This window comes from Brucella pituitosa (assembly GCF_003049685.1).
Taxonomy (GTDB): Bacteria; Pseudomonadota; Alphaproteobacteria; order Rhizobiales; family Rhizobiaceae; genus Brucella; species Brucella pituitosa.
In genome coordinates this window covers 1,747,792-1,763,543 of record NZ_PYSY02000001.1, presented here as the reverse complement: position 1 = coordinate 1,763,543, position 15,752 = coordinate 1,747,792, and the positions used below count along the sequence as shown (strand labels likewise).

Sequence of the window (15,752 nt, the reverse complement as noted above, 5' to 3'; positions counted from 1 at the left end):
TTCCTCAATAGTGGGTGCGACGGTCCAGCATGCGGAACTGCAACATCATCAGGATCACCAGAACCGCGAGAAAGATCACTGTCATTGCTGAGGCATAGCCGACGCGCAGATAGACGAAGCCTTCCTGATAGATGGTCCAGAGTAGCACTTCAGAGGCTTTGTTCGGGCCGCCTTCTGTGAGTGTTTTGACTGTCTCGAAAACCTTCACGGCATTGATGATGCTGATTGTTGTCACAAAAAGCGTGGTTGGTCCGAGTAAGGGCCATGTGACCAGACGGAAGCGTTCCCAGCTGCTTTTCACGCCATCGACTTCGGCAGCTGAATAAAGCTCGCGTGGAATGGCGGTAAGGCCTGCCAGAAACAGCACCATGTTAAAGCCAACGCTTTGCCATACCCCAATCATCGCAAGACTGGTCAGAACGGTGTCACTGGAACCAAGCCAATTGGGGCCAGTGATGCCGATCATGCCAAGTATGGCGTTGACGGGACCGAGCGTTGGGTGCAGCAAATATTGCCAGACGGTAGCCATGGCGACGAGGAGCGAGGCGACCGGCAGGAAATAGACCGTGCGGAAGAAGGATTTGCCGCGCACTTCGCTCTCGATGAGCAGCGCTACGCCAAGGCCGAGAAAGACAGAGGCTGGAGCTACAATAGCGGTGTAAACGGCAGTGTTTTTGAGCGAGATCAGGAATGTTCGATCACGGAAGAGTTCGGCATAATTATCAAATCCGATAAACTCGAAACCATCATAGCCAAGTTCGAAATTGGTGAAACTCCAGAAGATCACAGCAGCGGTTGGCAGCAGGATGAGGAGTACAGTCAGAAAAATCGCCGGGGAGGCTAGTTTCCATGCAAGACGTTCTTCACGGCGGCGGGCATTTTCTGCGGCCGTTCTTGCGTGACTTGTGCCCGAATGGGGAACAGCGGCGTCAGACATGGGCTGACGTCCTTTCGCGGGCCATAAGCGTCACTTTGCTATCGGCAGGCTGACGCAGGCGCAGACCGTCTTCGCCAAACAGATAGGCGTTGGCGGCGTCAAAGTGCAGGCCGACTGGCAGGCCCGTTATAATGTGCTGTGCATTGGCGGGGTCGAGCTTTGCCGTCAACTCCTGTGAAGTTCCGGGCGCTTTCATATAGATCAGCACTTCCGAGCCAAGAAATTCGATCCGTGAGACGGTCGCGCTGATGCCGGTCTTATCATGCGGAACGATACGGAAATGTTCGGGTCTGATGCCGATGCGAACTTGGGTGCCGAAATGGGCGGCAACGCCTTGCAGAATGGCGTGGCCTGCAAAATGAACAATGCCGTTATCGCTGATCACGGCATCAAGAATATTGATGCGGGGCGTGCCGATGAACTGCGCGACCTCGATATGGCGCGGATCGTTATAGATCGCGGTTGGCGTGTCGATCTGAAGCAGTTTGCCGCCCATCATGACTGCAACGCGGTCGGCCATGCTGAGTGCTTCTGCCTGATCGTGTGTAACGTAGATGGTTGGCACGCCTGCACGACGATGCAGTTCGACGATTTCCGCACGGGTGTGAACACGTAGATTGGCATCAAGATTGGAGAGTGGCTCGTCCATCAGGAACGCACCCGGCTGGCGGACGAGCGCGCGGGCGAGAGCCACACGTTGGCGCTGACCTCCAGACATCTGACCCGGCTTGCGATCAAGCAAATGGTCTATTTTCAAGCTGGTCGCAGTGGCTCTGACCTGTTTCTGAATAGAAGCTCGCTTTTTCCTCTGGCTGGGAATAAGTGGGCCAATGATCGGCATGCGCTCCATCGTTGTGAGATCGCGCATGGCGAGCGGTACAGCAATGTTCTGTGCTGCTGTCAGATGCGGATAAAGGGCGTATGACTGGAAGACCATCGCCATATTGCGGTCGGCTGGATGCGCTGCGGTAATGTCACGCCCAGCAATGGCGATGCTGCCTTCGTCTGCGTGGTCCAGCCCGGCCAGAATGCGCAGCAATGTGCTTTTGCCGCAGCCGGAAGGGCCAACGAGAGCGATGAATTCACCCTCCGCCGCTTCCAGGGAAATACCATCGAGAATGCGGTTGGCACCATAGGATTTGCTGATGTCTCGAAGGGTGAGCGTGCTCACTGGCTGGCCTCCGCAATGAGTTCTTCTGCTTCACCATCGCCGGTATGATGCGGATAGACTTCATGCACCACGTCATCGATGACGTAAGGGGTGAGCTCTTCGATGCGGACGATTTCGCTTGTTACGGTTTCACCGAGCTCGTGAATGGCAGCGCCGAGGATACGTTCGCCGGGCAGGTCGCGTTCCATTGGCCCGACGATGAAGGCGGCTGCGGGTGCCCAGATGTAGCTGATGCCGTCAGTGGTGCCTTCCCAGGCGCGGTGCAGATGACCACTGGCGTGAAGCTTCACATTATGGGCTTTGAAAAGATCGTAAAGACGCTGGCGAGGCGCCGGGCTAATACCCCAGTAACCCGTATCACCTTCGTTCGGCGCATCGACGAAAACAGGCTTGTGTGCAAAGACTGCAACCGGCTTGCCGTCGCTATTATTCAGTTCAGCTTCCAGCCACTGAAACTGCCCTTCTTCCTCAACCGAATTTGCGCCGATGATCAGGCTGTTGAGACCAATAATGCGCCAGTTTCCGAAATCTTTTGCCCAATAATCTGGGCCGAAATGCGTGCGCCAGCGTGCAAGGCGCAGCGGGTTAACGGGCTGGTGACTGCCGGGAAGATGACCGATGTCATGATTACCGGGCAGGCTCAACACAGGCGCAGGGAGCTCTGCAATACGATCGCGGCAGAAAATCAGGTCAGTTTCGACATCGGCTCCGTCGACGGTCAGGTCCCCGGTATGAATGATGAGATCCGGCTTCTGCTGTTCGACCCACGCGACCAGTGGGGACCAGTTGCTGTTGAAGTGCGATTTGGCAGGGCTGAGGTGAGTGTCTGTAATCTGAACGATCCGCAAGATGGCGCTCCTTCCTGAATAAGGGTGCGCGCAGCACGTGCCGTTTGGGCATTCATCGGGGATAGCTGCGGCCTTGCGAGGGCTTCTATGCCTCTTCTGTGACAGGTTCGATGCAGTGTGGTGATAGTTTAGTGACAGGCCCTGTGAATGTTGCCAGCGAAAGTGATTTGCTGTTTTTACAAGCAAGGCGGACTTGCATCTGCCTGCAGTTTAGGCTGCTCTTATATCGCTGATATAGAGTTTCGGTTCGGTGATAAATCTATAAAATATTGAATTTATTTATGTTTTTCTGATTTTCAAGCTATGCATAAAACGCATAGCTGCATTGCCATAAAGTTGCATTGCCAAAACAATAAGCAAAGTGCATATAAAGATCATCTCAGCGCTGCGTTTCCTCCTCCCATTTTACGCAGGCTGAGTGTTCCCCTCTGGAGGTTTGCCTCAAAGGCACCTTCAAAACTCAAAGCCAGACATTTGTCTGGCTTTTTTTTTGGCTTTTCGCCAGATCTTGGTTTTTCTCTTGAGGTGAAGATACGAAAAAGGGGCCTTTCGGCCCCTTCGTCATTTGTATTTTTAGCTTTTAACGCAGGCTTGCGCAGAAGCGCTGAATGCGTGAGCAGGCTTCTTCAAGCAGTTCATCAGATGTCGCATAGGAAATGCGGAAGTTTGGTCCAAGACCGAAAGCCGAGCCGTGAACGACGGCAACGCCTTCTGCTTCTAGCAGTTCGGTCACGAAGTCTTCGTCAGTCTCAATCACCTTGCCCGCTTCAGTCTTCTTACCGATGAGGCCAGCGCATGACGGATAAACGTAGAACGCACCCTCAGGTGTCGGGCAGTGAATGCCTTTGGCCTGGTTGAGCATGGAAACAACCAGATCGCGACGAGCCTGGAAGATTTCCTTGTTCTTCGGAATGAAGTCCTGTGTGCCGTTCAGCGCTTCAACAGCCGCCCACTGAGCGATGGAGCAAGCGCCAGAGGTCTGCTGACCCTGCACCATATCCATGGCCTTGATGAGCTGCAGCGGGCCCGCTGCGTAGCCGATGCGCCAGCCGGTCATGGCATAGGCCTTCGACACGCCGTTCATGGTGAGCGTGCGGTCATAAAGCGAAGGTTCAACCTGTGCGGGCGTCGTGAAGACGAAATCGCCATAGACCAGATGTTCATACATGTCGTCGGTCAGGATCCAGACCTGCGGATGACGAACGAGAACTTCGGTCAGGGCCTTCAGTTCTGCTTCGGTGTATGCCGAGCCGGTTGGGTTCGATGGCGAGTTGAAAATGAGCCACTTGGTCTTCGGCGTGATGGCCTTTTCAAGATCAGCAGCGGTGAGCTTGAAATTGTCTTCGATCTTCGTGTTGACGAAAACCGGGGTGCCGCCGTTGATCGCAACCATTTCCGGGTAGCTCACCCAGTATGGCGCAGGGACGATCACTTCATCGCCTGGGTTCAGCGTCGCCATGAAGGCGTTGAACAGGATCTGCTTGCCGCCGGTGCCGACGATAACCTGTTCTGGCTTATAGTCGAGGCCGTTTTCGCGCTTGAACTTGGCAACGATAGCCTGACGCAGCTCAGGGATACCAGCAACAGGGGTGTACTTGGTTTCGCCGCGATTGATCGCGTCGATGGCAGCTTGCTTGATATTGTCTGGAGTGTCGAAATCGGGCTCGCCCGCTCCGAGACCGATCACGTCCTTGCCCTTAGCTTTCAGTTCACGTGCTTTCTGGCTGACCGCAATGGTCGCAGATGGCTTTACACGAGAAAGGGCGTCGGCGAGAAATGCCATGATAGATCTCCATAGATGGCAGGATCAGATAACCGGCACCGGGCGCGGTCCGGTTTTGCGGACTTTCTATGTCGCATTGGCGCACGAATCGCAACAAAAGCTTTGCAGTTTCGCAATAAATTCCGGTTTCTCGCGAGAATGTGTTGCTGAAAAGTTCTGATCCATCAATGCCACGAACATATTGTTTCAATGAAACTGATTGGACAGCTTTCAATCTGATGGACATGTTATACCGGCACAGGAGAAGCAGATGCTTACAATCTATTCACAACCCGATTCCGGAAACTGCTATAAGCCACGGCTTTTGCTCGCCAAACTGGGAAAGACGTTCAAGCACGTCACTGTTTCGTCGCTCGACGGTTCGACGCGAACACCCGAATATCTGGCGAAAAATCCGAACGGCAAAGTTCCGCTGCTGGAACTTGATGATGGCCGGTTCATTGCCGAATCGAATGCGATGCTGCTCTATCTGGCTGAGAACACCCGCTACCTGCCGAAGGATGCCTATGAACGGGCACTCGTTTATCAATGGCTGTTCTTCGAACAATATAGCCATGAGCCCTATGTTGCTGTTCGTCGCGCCTTGATGGTCTATCCGGAGCGTGCACGTGATGCGACGCCTGAACGTCTTGCATCGACGCTTGTGGGTGGAGACAAAGCGCTGGCCGTGATGGAAGAGCAGCTGAAAAAGACACCGTTTCTAGTTGGTAATAGCCTGACGGTCGCTGATATTGCTCTTTATGCTTATACGCATGAGGCCCATCGGGGTGGTTTCAACATGGAGCGCTATCCGGCGGTCAATGCGTGGCTTGCTCGTGTAGTTGCGGATGAGGGCCATGTCTCGCTGGACTGGTTGCCGTAGGGGTTTAGAGCGGTTCCAGTTAAGATTGAACCGCTCTAACTATTTGTTTTACGCATTATCCAACGCAAAACTGCTTCACACTTTTGCTGGAAATGCTCTAATCCGCCATAAGGTCGCGCAAGCTGCGCGTGGCCATTAGTTTATAGGCCTCTATCAGCGCATTGCTTTCGTTCTCCGAAACGTCGACGGCGATGCGCATGGCGGATTCGCCAAAATGCATCAGCAGGAAGGCCGTTTCGTCCAGTTGCGCTGATACCTTGCCGGGGGCAATCCTGCGGATCGTATCTGCGAGCAACTTGCCGTTCTGCCTGCTTTCGGCAATTTCCAGCTTTGACAGGGACTTGTCGGTCTGCGTGGCCGACCAGATGTCGCGCATTGCCGGTTCCAGCCGCATCAACGCCAGATATTCGTCAATCAATGCATTGAATGCGACGATCAGTTCATCGACCGAATTCGCCGCTGCAAGGCCGTCCTCGATGCACTGGCGCGATTGCGCATTGCAGCTTTCAAACAGATAGCGGATCAGGGCGCTTTTATCGGGGAAGTATTGATAGAGCGCACCGATCGAAATGCCTGCCTGCTGTGCAATCTCGCTCATCTTGAGACTGTCGCTGCCTTTGGCGGCGATCAGCGCCGTGGCGCATTCCGTTATGCGCCGGATTTTTTCCTGTGCGCGGCTTTGACTAGGGGTGCGGCGCAGGACGGTCGCACCGATTGTTTCTGTTTCCGTATCTGAATTCTGCTTCATGACCGACTCACATTTTCATCTTGACAGAATATGAGGATTGCTCACATATTGCAAATATGAGAGTTACTCATATTTTGGGAGATGAAGATGAATACACATCGCAATGATCGTTATCTGGTGATTGGCGCTACCGGCAAAACCGGTAGGAGGGTTGCAGAAAAGCTGCGAGGGAAGGGGCTTTCGGTTCGCGCGGTATCGCGCAGTACCGGGATAGTTTTTGACTGGAACAATCAATCAACGTGGGCTGCGGCGCTTGATGGCATCACGAGTGCCTATGTCACATATCAGCCGGATCTGGCCTTGCCGGGTGCCGTGGATGTTATCCGCGCGTTCCTGTCTACGGCTAAGAAGGCAGGCGTGAACCATGTCGTGCTTCTTTCTGGGCGAGGAGAGGAGGAGGCCGAGGCTGCGGAACAGGTTCTTCAAACATCCGGGCTGGATTGGACCGTGCTGCGTGCCAGCTGGTTCATGCAGAACTTCAGCGAAAATTACATGCGTGACGAATTGCTTTCAGGCTCGCTGACCTTGCCGGTTGGTCCCACAAAAGAGCCGTTTATTGATGCCGATGATATCGCCGATGTCGCCGTTGCTGCCCTTACCGAAACGGGACATCGCAACAAGCTCTATGAACTCACCGGCTCGGAACTGTTCAGTTTCAGCGAGGCAATAAGCGAGATAGCCAAGGCGACAGGTAAAGAGCTGTCATTCAATCCGGTCTCGTTCGCCGATTATGAGACGGCGCTGCGTGAACAGGCATTGCCGGAAGATGTCATCACGCTTTTGCGCTATCTTTTCACCGAGCTTTTTGATGGTCGCAATGCCAGTGTGGCGCATGGCGTACAGGAAGCTCTTGGACGAAAGCCGCGTCGGTTTGCAGATTTCGCCCGCAAGGCGGCCATTGAAGGCACATGGGAGGGACAATCATGACTACGAGTTTTCAACTGCTTGTTCTGCTGACGGCATGGGGAAGCGCGATTACAGGCGGTATCTTCTATGCGTTCTCTAGTTTCGTGATGGCTGCACTAGCACGCATTCCGGCGAATGCGGGAATAACGGCGATGCAGTCGATCAATATCACTGTTATCAACGGCACGTTCTTTGTGGCCTTTTTCGGCACGGCGTTGCTATGTCTGGCAATTATTGCGCTGGGCTTAATGGGCTTCGGGAGCCTGTCGAAATGGGCGATGATTGGCGCTGCCGTCTATCTTGTCGGCACTATTGGCGTCACGATGGTTTTGAATGTGCCGCTGAACAACCAGCTCGCGGCGATGGATGCCAGTGCCGCCACGTCGGCTGATATCTGGCTTACTTATGTGCGCGACTGGACCCTATGGAATCACGTCCGCACCATTGCTGCGCTGATTGCGGCCCTTATTCTGGGCGCGAGCGCGATGGCGAGGGTGTAAGCAGAAAAGCGGACAAATAAAAAAGCGGGCCCGAGGACCCGCCTTTTCTCTGCCTTACGACAAAAATTATGCTGCGACGAGGTTGTCGGCAGACGAACGGCCCGAACGACGGTCCTGTACGATTTCGTACGTAACCTTCTGGCCTTCATCGAGCGTGGCCAGACCAGCGCGCTGAACAGCGGAAATGTGGACGAATACGTCCGTGCCGCCCTGATCAGGCTGAATGAAGCCGAAGCCCTTGGTCGTGTTGAACCACTTAACTGTTCCCGTAGCCATGGGAAATTCCTTTGTAACATTAGTAGTAGTTAGTCCGTATGCTTCGCACACGTCCCTGTGAATCGAATTTATGGACAGGAGATCGTCAGGAAGCACGGCAGGCCGGGCGGGTCGCAAAGTCACTTGACCGAAAAATCGATGACAAGACTATATGCGACAAATTTGACCAACACAAGACAGCCCGTGCTATCTCTAAAGGCCTATTTTTGTAATGCTTTTCCCCATTCCCAAGCCAATGCGAGCACTTGCTTCTATCAAAGGCAGCCAGAACAATTTGAAAAGAATTGGTTTGTTTCCATCACTGGGAAACATTTCATAATGGTGCCATTGATCGGGAAAACTGCCATCCAACGGTAGATGAAAGCAGTGACGATGATGTGTTTCGGTGTGGGTAGGCTCGATATATTCGTAGGTCACACTTTCAAGACTACGCATGCCGGAGGTCTTCAGGATACCGGTTTCTTCATGAAACTCACGATAGGCTGCAGCTTGGATTGCTTCGCCGTCATCGACAGTTCCGCCCGGAACCTGAAGCGGCATGTCTGGATTTTCCGGCTCGCTGAAGACGAGTAGCTTTTTGTTCCATGTGGCGTAAATCAGAACTTTATCAATTGCTTTGGCAGATGCGGTCATCGGAAGCCTTCGCGCGATTTGTACTTTGTACTATCGTGTCAGGATTAGGGGTCACGCAAAAGTTCCAAAATATTGCTATAGAGCGCTATTGGAATTGGTTAAGAAAACGCGATGAAGTCTTGCTTTTAGAGCTGGATTTTGCCCGCAACGTTTCACATCTGCCCAAACAATTTTGATGAGGAAAGACTTGGTGTCGAAGTCAAAGCAGAAAAAGCCGCAGGGGCTCGATAGCGCTAATCAGAAAGCTGATCGCGGCATGCAGGACGGCAGTGATCTCTTTTCGCAAGCGCGCATGATGATGAGCGCCTTCTGGGTCTCACCTGTTCGCAACCAGTTGATTGCGCTGGGAACTGGCATTTTTGTTCTGATCGTTTTGATCGCCGTAGGGCAGGTTGCAATCAATCGCTGGAACGTACCGTTCTATAATGCTTTGTCAGATCGCAATCTGAGCGCCTTCTTTCATCAGCTTCTGATCTTTTTTGCTATCGCCGGATCGGTCCTTCTTCTGAATGTCTCTCAGACCTGGCTGAACCAGATGTTCAAACTGAAGCTGCGAGAAGGGCTGGCGCGTGACTTGGTCGGCGAATGGTTGCAGCCGGGGCGAGCGTTCCGTCTTGCGAAGGCTGGCGAAATTGGCGTTAATCCCGATCAGCGATTGCAGGAGGATGCGCGTCATCTTGCTGAGACTACGAGCGATCTGGGCATCAATCTGCTGCAATCCACCGTCATTCTCGTAAGCTTCGTTGGCGTCCTGTGGTCTCTGTCGAGCGGCTTTGTATTCCACCTTTGGGGCTATAGTTTTTCCATACCGGGCTATATGGTTTGGGCGGCGGTTTTTTATGCGGGTTCTGCATCGCTGCTGTCATGGTTTGTGGGCCGTAGTCTCGTCAATCACAACGCCAATCGCTACGCGCGGGAGGCTGACTTCCGGTTCTCATTGATGCGGGTGAATGAGCACATCGATGCTGTCACATTGGCACGTGGCGAGGCTGATGAACGCCGCAGACTGGACCTTGATCTTGATGCAGTGCTTTTGGCTATCAAGCGAATTGTCATTGCAACGACCAATCTGACATGGGTTACGGCCGGCTATGGCTGGTTTACCATTGTGGCCCCGATCCTTGTTGCAGCACCTGTCTATTTTTCGGGCGGGCTGACGTTTGGCGGTTTGATGATGGCCGTCGGCGCTTTCACGCAGGTGCATAATTCGCTGCGCTGGTTTGTCGATAATTTCGGAGCGATTGCCGATTGGCGCGCAACATTGCTGCGCGTGGCGAGCTTTCGACAAGCCATATTGCGGATGGATGAAATTGGTCACATCGATCGGCAGATAGTTCTGGAAACCAACGAGGACGAGCGACTGACGGTTGATGCCCTGTCTATTGCCGTGCCTGATGGGTGTCTCAATCTGGTTGAGACGAATGTCAGCATCAATCCCGGTGAACGCCTGTTTGTGACTGGCGCAACTGAAACTGAACGCAGCCGGTTTTTCCGCGCGCTTGGTGGCTTGTGGCCTTGGGGGAGCGGGCGGATCGGATTGCCTGCTGGAGATCGCGTGGTGTTCATTCCGCATGCGCCCTATATCCCGCCCGGCAATCTCCACGATGCTGTGGTCTATCCGTTGAGTGCCGCTGATTTCTCAAAAAATCAGGTGGCGGACGTGTTGAAGCTCGCCGGATTGGAGCGACTTGTACCACAAATCGACCGTGTCCTGCGATGGGATCGCACGCTGACCGATGATGAACAACAGAGCCTCGCTCTGGCCCGGCTTGTGCTGCAAAATCCAAGCTGGATTGTGATTGATGGTACGCTGGATGGGATGGATGAAGAGGCGCGAAAGCGCGCTTATGCCATTCTGACAGGTCCGTTAAAGGAGGCTGCTGTCATTCATATTGGCAAAGGTCTGGGCCATAACGGTCTGTTCACGCGGCAATTGCATCTGGCAATGGACTTGCAAGCGGATCCGCTTCGGTTGCCCCATCAAGCGGAAGCGGCTGCATAAGAGCCGCCTGTAATATTTATCAAAAGCAAAAGGCCGCAGATTGTTGTCCGCGGCCTTTTTCATTCTCGTGTAATTATTTGCTTTTGCGCATTACCCTACGCAAAACCGTTTCACACTTTTCGGGATGCGCTCTAATCGCGGAAGTAATCCTGAAGTGGACGAACTTCCAGCGATCCTGCCTTAAGCGCTGCAATTGCTTCAGCGGCAGCTTCGGCACCGGCCATTGTCGTGTAGTAAGGCAGTTTCTGCATCAGCGTTGCACGGCGGATCGACTTTGAGTCGGACACTGCGCTAGCGCTGTCGGTCGTGTTGAAGACCAAATGGATCTGGCGGTTGCGGATCGCGTCTTCCACATGCGGGCGACCTTCGATGACCTTGTTGATCTTGGTCGATTCCACGCCATTCGCTTCAAGGAACTGTTGTGTTCCACCTGTCGCCATGACCTTGAAGCCGATGCTGACCAGTTTGCGTACAGCACCAAGTACACGTTCCTTGTCCTCATCGCGCACCGATACGAAGACGGTGCCTTCGCGTGGCAGTTCAACACCTGCACCGAGCTGCGCCTTGGCAAATGCCAGTGCGTAGTCGTAATCGAGGCCCATGACCTCGCCGGTCGAGCGCATTTCCGGTCCGAGCAAAGTGTCAACGCCGGGGAAGCGGGCGAATGGGAACACGGCTTCCTTGACTGCGATGTGCGGGCGTGCGGTTGGCTGAGGCTTGCCGCCATAAGCATTGAGTGCTGCATCGAGGCTTTCACCGGCCATGACGCGGGCTGCAACCTTGGCAATCGGCGTGCCGATGGTCTTGGCAACGAATGGAACCGTACGCGATGCACGCGGATTGACTTCAAGGATGAAGATTTCGTCGTCCTTGATGGCAAACTGCACGTTCATCAGGCCGCCGACATTGAGTGCCTTAGCAAGCAATGCTGTCTGGCGTTCGAGTTCAGCGACGATTTCTGGCGAAAGCGTATGAACCGGCAGTGAGCAGGCACTGTCGCCGGAGTGAATGCCAGCTTCTTCGATGTGCTCCATGATGCCGGAAACATAGCTTTCCTTGCCATCGCAGAGGCAGTCGACATCCACTTCGATAGCCTGCGTCAGATAGGTGTCGAACAAAAGTGGGTTCTTGCCGAGAAGCGTATTGATCTGGCCGGTCTTGTCGTTCGGATATTTGGCCTTGATGTCTTCCGGCACCAGTTCAGGAACGGTATCGAGAAGATAGGTCTGCAAGCCGCGCTCGTCATGAATGATCTGCATGGCGCGGCCACCAAGAACATAAGACGGGCGGACGACCAGAGGGAAGCCAAGATCAGCAACGATCAGGCGAGCTTGCTCTACCGAATAGGCAATGCCGTTCTTTGGCTGGTTGAGGCCGAGCTTGATCAGCAGCTTCTGGAAGCGATCACGATCTTCTGCAAGGTCGATTGCGTCAGGCGAAGTTCCGAGGATCGGAATGCCAGCCTTTTCCAGCGCATTGGCGAGCTTGAGCGGGGTCTGGCCGCCGAACTGAACGATGACGCCGTGCAGCGTGCCCTTTTCCTGCTCAACGCGCAGGATTTCCAGTACGTCTTCTGCCGTCAGCGGCTCGAAATAGAGGCGGTCGGACGTGTCATAATCAGTTGAAACCGTTTCCGGGTTGCAGTTGATCATGATGGCTTCATAGTCTGCATCATTGAGTGCGAAGGCCGCATGGCAGCAGCAATAGTCGAACTCGATGCCCTGACCAATACGGTTTGGACCGCCACCGAGAATGACGACCTTCTTGCGATCCGATACTTCGGCTTCCGAACGCGGCTGACCGACAAAAGGCGTTTCATAGGTCGAGTACATGTATGCGGTCGGCGATGCGAATTCCGCAGCGCAGGTATCAATGCGCTTATAAACCGGATGAACGTCGAGCTTGCTACGCAGCTTTGCCACATCTTCGGCATCTTTGCCGATCAGGCTCGCGAGACGTGCATCTGAGAAGCCCATGGCTTTCAGCATGCGCAGGTTTTCGGCATCCTGCGGCAGACCATGTTCGCGGATACGTGCTTCTGTGTTGACGATGGCTTCGATCTGCTCAAGGAACCAAGGATCGATCTTGGAGGCGTCATGAACCTGTTCTGTGGTCAGGCCGAGGCGCATTGCCTGTGCGACCATGCGCAGACGGTCTGGCGTTGGTGTGCCGATTGCGGCGCGGATAGCGTTCTTTTCGTCGCCGTCTTCAATGCCCGGAATGGTGATTTCGTCAAGACCTGTCAGGCCGGTTTCAAGACCGCGCAGCGCCTTCTGCAAGCTTTCCTGGAAAGTACGACCAATGGCCATGACTTCACCAACCGACTTCATGGCGGTGGTCAGGATTGGCGAGGAGCCAGGGAACTTTTCAAACGCAAAGCGTGGGATCTTGGTGACGACATAGTCAATCGACGGTTCGAACGATGCAGGCGTTGCGCCGCCGGTGATGTCGTTGTCGAGCTCGTCGAGTGTGTAGCCAACGGCAAGCTTGGCTGCAACCTTGGCAATCGGGAAACCGGTTGCCTTGGAAGCCAGAGCCGAGGAGCGCGATACGCGCGGGTTCATTTCAATCACGATCATACGGCCATTGGCCGGGTTGATCGCGAACTGCACGTTCGAACCACCGGTTTCAACGCCGATCTCGCGCAGTACCGCAATCGAGGCGTTACGCATGATCTGGTATTCTTTGTCGGTCAGCGTCAGGGCAGGGGCAACGGTGATACTGTCGCCTGTATGCACGCCCATTGGATCGAGGTTTTCAATCGAGCAGATGATAATGCAGTTGTCCGCCTTGTCGCGGACAACTTCCATTTCATATTCCTTCCAGCCGAGAACTGATTCTTCGATCAGCACTTCGGTGGTTGGCGACGCGTCGAGGCCGCGTTCGATGATTTCGAAGAATTCCTGACGGTTATAGGCAATGCCGCCGCCGGTGCCGCCGAGCGTGAAGCTCGGGCGGATGATCGCCGGTAGGCCAACCACATCCATTGCTTGCGCAGCCTTGGCAAGCGCGTGGCTCATGTAGCGTTGCTTGCGCTCGACTTCGCCGAGCTGCCATTCGGTTTCAAGCTTGTCGAGTGCCTTGTCCAGATCCTCACCGGAATACTGCGACTTCACTTCGTTGCGCTTGGTTTCGTGGCGCTTGCGATCTTCTTCTTTGATCTCGGTCGCGTTGGCGAGCATCGAGGTGGGTGTGTCGAGGCCAATTTTTTCCATGGCTTCGCGGAAAAGCGCGCGGTCTTCTGCCTTGTCGATGGCTTCTGCATGGGCGCCGATCATCTCGACGTTATAGCGCTCAAGTACACCCATACGGCGCAGCGAAAGTGCGGTATTGAGTGCGGTCTGTCCGCCCATTGTCGGCAAGAGCGCATCGGGGCGTTCCTTGGCGATAATCTTGGCGACAACTTCCGGCGTGATCGGTTCGATATAAGTCGCATCTGCCAAATCCGGATCGGTCATGATCGTCGCCGGATTGGAGTTAACGAGGATGATGCGGTAGCCTTCTTCTTTGAGCGCCTTACAAGCCTGCGTACCCGAATAATCGAACTCGCAAGCCTGACCGATAACAATGGGGCCCGCGCCGATAATCAGGATCGATTTGATATCTGTACGTTTCGGCATGGGGGCGTTTTCCTTGTTCTTAGCCTGCCAGAAAAGCCCGCACGGTTTACCGGCGGGTTGGCAGAGAGAAATTCTGTGGGCTAAGCTGGCCTTATAGGCAATGATGACCCAAAGCGGAACCCCACAAATGCCCTTATTTAAAAGAAAATGCGGGCATTCACGAAAATTCGCAAACAAGGCTCCGATTTGCAACCTTTCATCGCTTCATATGTTGCGATCATGTCTTTGTTTGTGATTGGTTTTGCCATTTACTTTTTATGTTGCCCTGCCAACTGTTTGTGCGACAATTGTATGCAATAGATTGCTGCTGTCTTTTAATGAGACGGCACTGTGAAGGGGAGTTGGTCAATGCGTTGGCAAGGCCGTAGACAAAGCGACAATGTGGAAGATGTTCGGGGACAACAAAGCGGCGGCCTTGGCGGTGGTTTTGGTCGCGGTGGCGGCATGGGCGGCGGGCCGGGCTTCCGGATCGTTCGCGGTGGCGGCATTTCCGGTATTCTCATTCTCGTTGTGATGTTTTTCGTGTTGCGTGCATTTGGCATTGATCCACTGCCATTCCTGTTCGGTGATGGCAGTATCAACTCCACGCAGACTCAGCAGAGCAGCGGCCGCACGGCGGCTGAAGGCGGTAAGGTTGCCAATGATGAGGCGACGCAGTTTGCACGCACTGTTCTGGCCGAAACAGAAGATGTCTGGAGCGGCATTTTCCAGTCGCGCGGGCAAACTTATACACCGCCAACAATGGTCCTGTTTTCCGATGGTGTGCGTTCAGCCTGCGGTATGGCTTCTTCGGCATCTGGCCCGTTCTATTGTCCCGGCGACCGTAAGCTTTATCTCGATCTGACCTTTTTCAATGAACTCGCCAATCGCTTTGGTGCTTCGGGCGATTTCGCCAATGCCTATGTGATTTCGCATGAAGTGGGGCACCACGTTCAGAATTTACTCGGCATTCTGCCGCGTTTTAACCAGATGCGTCAGCAGATGAACGAAGCACAGGCTAATCAGATGTCGGTGCGTGTTGAATTGCAGGCAGACTGCTTTGCAGGTGTCTGGGGCTACTACACGGATCGGAAGGGCATTCTGGAAGCGGGTGACCTCGAAGAAGCGATCAATGCTGCCCACCAGATTGGTGACGATACGCTGCAAAAGAGAAGTCAGGGTTATGTTGTACCTGAAAGCTTCAACCACGGCACATCGGCGCAGCGTGCCAAATGGTTCCAGCGTGGTTTTGAGAGCGGAAAGATCGAATCTTGCGACACGTTCAGCGGTGATATCTAACCAGTTCTTATAGTACGAAAGAAAGAAAGGCGGCTCAGGTCGCCTTTTTATATGGGCGATAGGCGACGGCCCGCATTAATTTTACTGAGCATCGGGCTTGCTGCGGAATAATTTCCCTTGTAAAATTTAACGGCAGCGCGGCCCTTTTCATAGCCATTCGTGACGCTCAGTTTTGAGCGGCGATTGCG

13 protein-coding genes and 1 pseudogene are annotated in these 15,752 nt (G+C 54.0%); 5 read left to right on the top strand and 9 right to left on the bottom strand.

What is annotated here, in order from left to right; all coding sequences use genetic code 11:
- Window positions 1–4: 4 nt before the first annotated feature.
- The 5 genes and pseudogenes from C9380_RS08710 to C9380_RS08690 form a co-directional block, all read right to left on the bottom strand.
- On the bottom strand, window positions 5–937 hold the full coding sequence (locus tag C9380_RS08710) for a carbohydrate ABC transporter permease (protein ID WP_128093381.1): 933 nt from the start codon (window positions 935–937) through the stop codon (window positions 5–7).
- Window positions 930–2,108, bottom strand: a complete 1,179-nt coding sequence (locus C9380_RS08705) for an ABC transporter ATP-binding protein (protein WP_128093380.1) — start codon at window positions 2,106–2,108, stop codon at window positions 930–932. Before C9380_RS08705 ends, C9380_RS08710 begins: the two co-directional genes overlap by 8 nt.
- Complete coding sequence (locus C9380_RS08700; protein WP_128093379.1) at window positions 2,105–2,956, bottom strand: metallophosphoesterase family protein; 852 nt, start codon at window positions 2,954–2,956, stop codon at window positions 2,105–2,107. The genes C9380_RS08705 and C9380_RS08700 overlap by 4 nt, the downstream gene beginning before the upstream one ends.
- Window positions 2,957–3,330: 374 nt before the next feature.
- A pseudogene (locus C9380_RS08695) lies at window positions 3,331–3,521 on the bottom strand (hypothetical protein).
- Window positions 3,522–3,536: 15 nt separating this feature from the next.
- Window positions 3,537–4,739 (bottom strand): pyridoxal phosphate-dependent aminotransferase, encoded by a 1,203-nt coding sequence (locus C9380_RS08690; RefSeq protein WP_024899468.1) that lies wholly within the window; start codon window positions 4,737–4,739, stop codon window positions 3,537–3,539.
- Window positions 4,740–4,989: 250 nt separating this feature from the next.
- Between C9380_RS08690 and C9380_RS08685 the strand changes: the two genes are divergently transcribed.
- Complete coding sequence (locus C9380_RS08685) at window positions 4,990–5,601, top strand: glutathione S-transferase family protein (RefSeq protein WP_100558744.1); 612 nt, start codon at window positions 4,990–4,992, stop codon at window positions 5,599–5,601.
- A gap of 97 nt (window positions 5,602–5,698) precedes the next feature.
- Here the strand turns inward: C9380_RS08685 and C9380_RS08680 are convergent, their stop codons facing one another.
- Window positions 5,699–6,349: a TetR/AcrR family transcriptional regulator gene (locus C9380_RS08680; RefSeq protein WP_100558745.1), complete on the bottom strand. Its 651-nt coding sequence runs from the start codon at window positions 6,347–6,349 to the stop codon at window positions 5,699–5,701.
- Between the two features lie 87 nt (window positions 6,350–6,436).
- Here C9380_RS08680 and C9380_RS08675 point away from each other — a divergent pair, with 87 nt between their 5' ends.
- Window positions 6,437–7,276: an NAD(P)H-binding protein gene (locus C9380_RS08675; protein WP_128093378.1), complete on the top strand. Its 840-nt coding sequence runs from the start codon at window positions 6,437–6,439 to the stop codon at window positions 7,274–7,276.
- Window positions 7,273–7,755, top strand: a complete 483-nt coding sequence (locus C9380_RS08670; RefSeq protein ID WP_128093377.1) for an anthrone oxygenase family protein — start codon at window positions 7,273–7,275, stop codon at window positions 7,753–7,755. The genes C9380_RS08675 and C9380_RS08670 overlap by 4 nt, the downstream gene beginning before the upstream one ends.
- Before the next feature lie 66 nt (window positions 7,756–7,821).
- Here C9380_RS08670 and C9380_RS08665 read toward each other — a convergent pair whose 3' ends face one another.
- Window positions 7,822–8,031, bottom strand: a complete 210-nt coding sequence (locus tag C9380_RS08665; RefSeq protein ID WP_007875924.1) for a cold-shock protein — start codon at window positions 8,029–8,031, stop codon at window positions 7,822–7,824.
- Window positions 8,032–8,223: 192 nt separating this feature from the next.
- Entirely contained in the window at window positions 8,224–8,664 is a 441-nt protein-coding gene (locus tag C9380_RS08660; RefSeq protein WP_024899473.1) for an NUDIX hydrolase, read from the bottom strand.
- Between the two features lie 175 nt (window positions 8,665–8,839).
- On the opposite strand from C9380_RS08660, the gene C9380_RS08655 reads away from it, so the two are divergent.
- The gene (locus C9380_RS08655; protein WP_210347951.1) at window positions 8,840–10,666 is read left to right on the top strand and encodes an ABC transporter ATP-binding protein/permease; all 1,827 of its coding nucleotides are present in this window, start codon (window positions 8,840–8,842) and stop codon (window positions 10,664–10,666) included.
- A 131-nt stretch (window positions 10,667–10,797) separates the two neighbouring features.
- Here the strand turns inward: C9380_RS08655 and carB are convergent, their stop codons facing one another.
- Window positions 10,798–14,286, bottom strand: coding sequence for a carbamoyl-phosphate synthase large subunit (carB, locus tag C9380_RS08650; RefSeq protein ID WP_024899475.1), 3,489 nt, complete (start codon window positions 14,284–14,286; stop codon window positions 10,798–10,800).
- A 348-nt stretch (window positions 14,287–14,634) separates the two neighbouring features.
- On the opposite strand from carB, the gene ypfJ reads away from it, so the two are divergent.
- The gene (gene ypfJ / locus C9380_RS08645) at window positions 14,635–15,564 is read left to right on the top strand and encodes a KPN_02809 family neutral zinc metallopeptidase (RefSeq protein WP_128093375.1); all 930 of its coding nucleotides are present in this window, start codon (window positions 14,635–14,637) and stop codon (window positions 15,562–15,564) included.
- The last annotated feature ends 188 nt before the right edge of the window (window positions 15,565–15,752 follow it).

Coding starts and splice junctions, on each gene's coding strand:
- C9380_RS08710 (WP_128093381.1), bottom strand. CDS start 937: ATGTCTGACGCCGCTGTTCCCCATTCGGGCACAAGTCACGCAAGAACG.
- C9380_RS08680 (WP_100558745.1), bottom strand. CDS start 6,349: ATGAAGCAGAATTCAGATACGGAAACAGAAACAATCGGTGCGACCGTC.
- C9380_RS08655 (WP_210347951.1), top strand. CDS start 8,840: ATGAGGAAAGACTTGGTGTCGAAGTCAAAGCAGAAAAAGCCGCAGGGG.
- C9380_RS08660 (WP_024899473.1), bottom strand. CDS start 8,664: ATGACCGCATCTGCCAAAGCAATTGATAAAGTTCTGATTTACGCCACA.
- C9380_RS08670 (WP_128093377.1), top strand. CDS start 7,273: ATGACTACGAGTTTTCAACTGCTTGTTCTGCTGACGGCATGGGGAAGC.
- C9380_RS08665 (WP_007875924.1), bottom strand. CDS start 8,031: ATGGCTACGGGAACAGTTAAGTGGTTCAACACGACCAAGGGCTTCGGC.
- ypfJ (WP_128093375.1), top strand. CDS start 14,635: ATGCGTTGGCAAGGCCGTAGACAAAGCGACAATGTGGAAGATGTTCGG.
- C9380_RS08690 (WP_024899468.1), bottom strand. CDS start 4,739: ATGGCATTTCTCGCCGACGCCCTTTCTCGTGTAAAGCCATCTGCGACC.
- C9380_RS08685 (WP_100558744.1), top strand. CDS start 4,990: ATGCTTACAATCTATTCACAACCCGATTCCGGAAACTGCTATAAGCCA.
- C9380_RS08675 (WP_128093378.1), top strand. CDS start 6,437: ATGAATACACATCGCAATGATCGTTATCTGGTGATTGGCGCTACCGGC.
- carB (WP_024899475.1), bottom strand. CDS start 14,286: ATGCCGAAACGTACAGATATCAAATCGATCCTGATTATCGGCGCGGGC.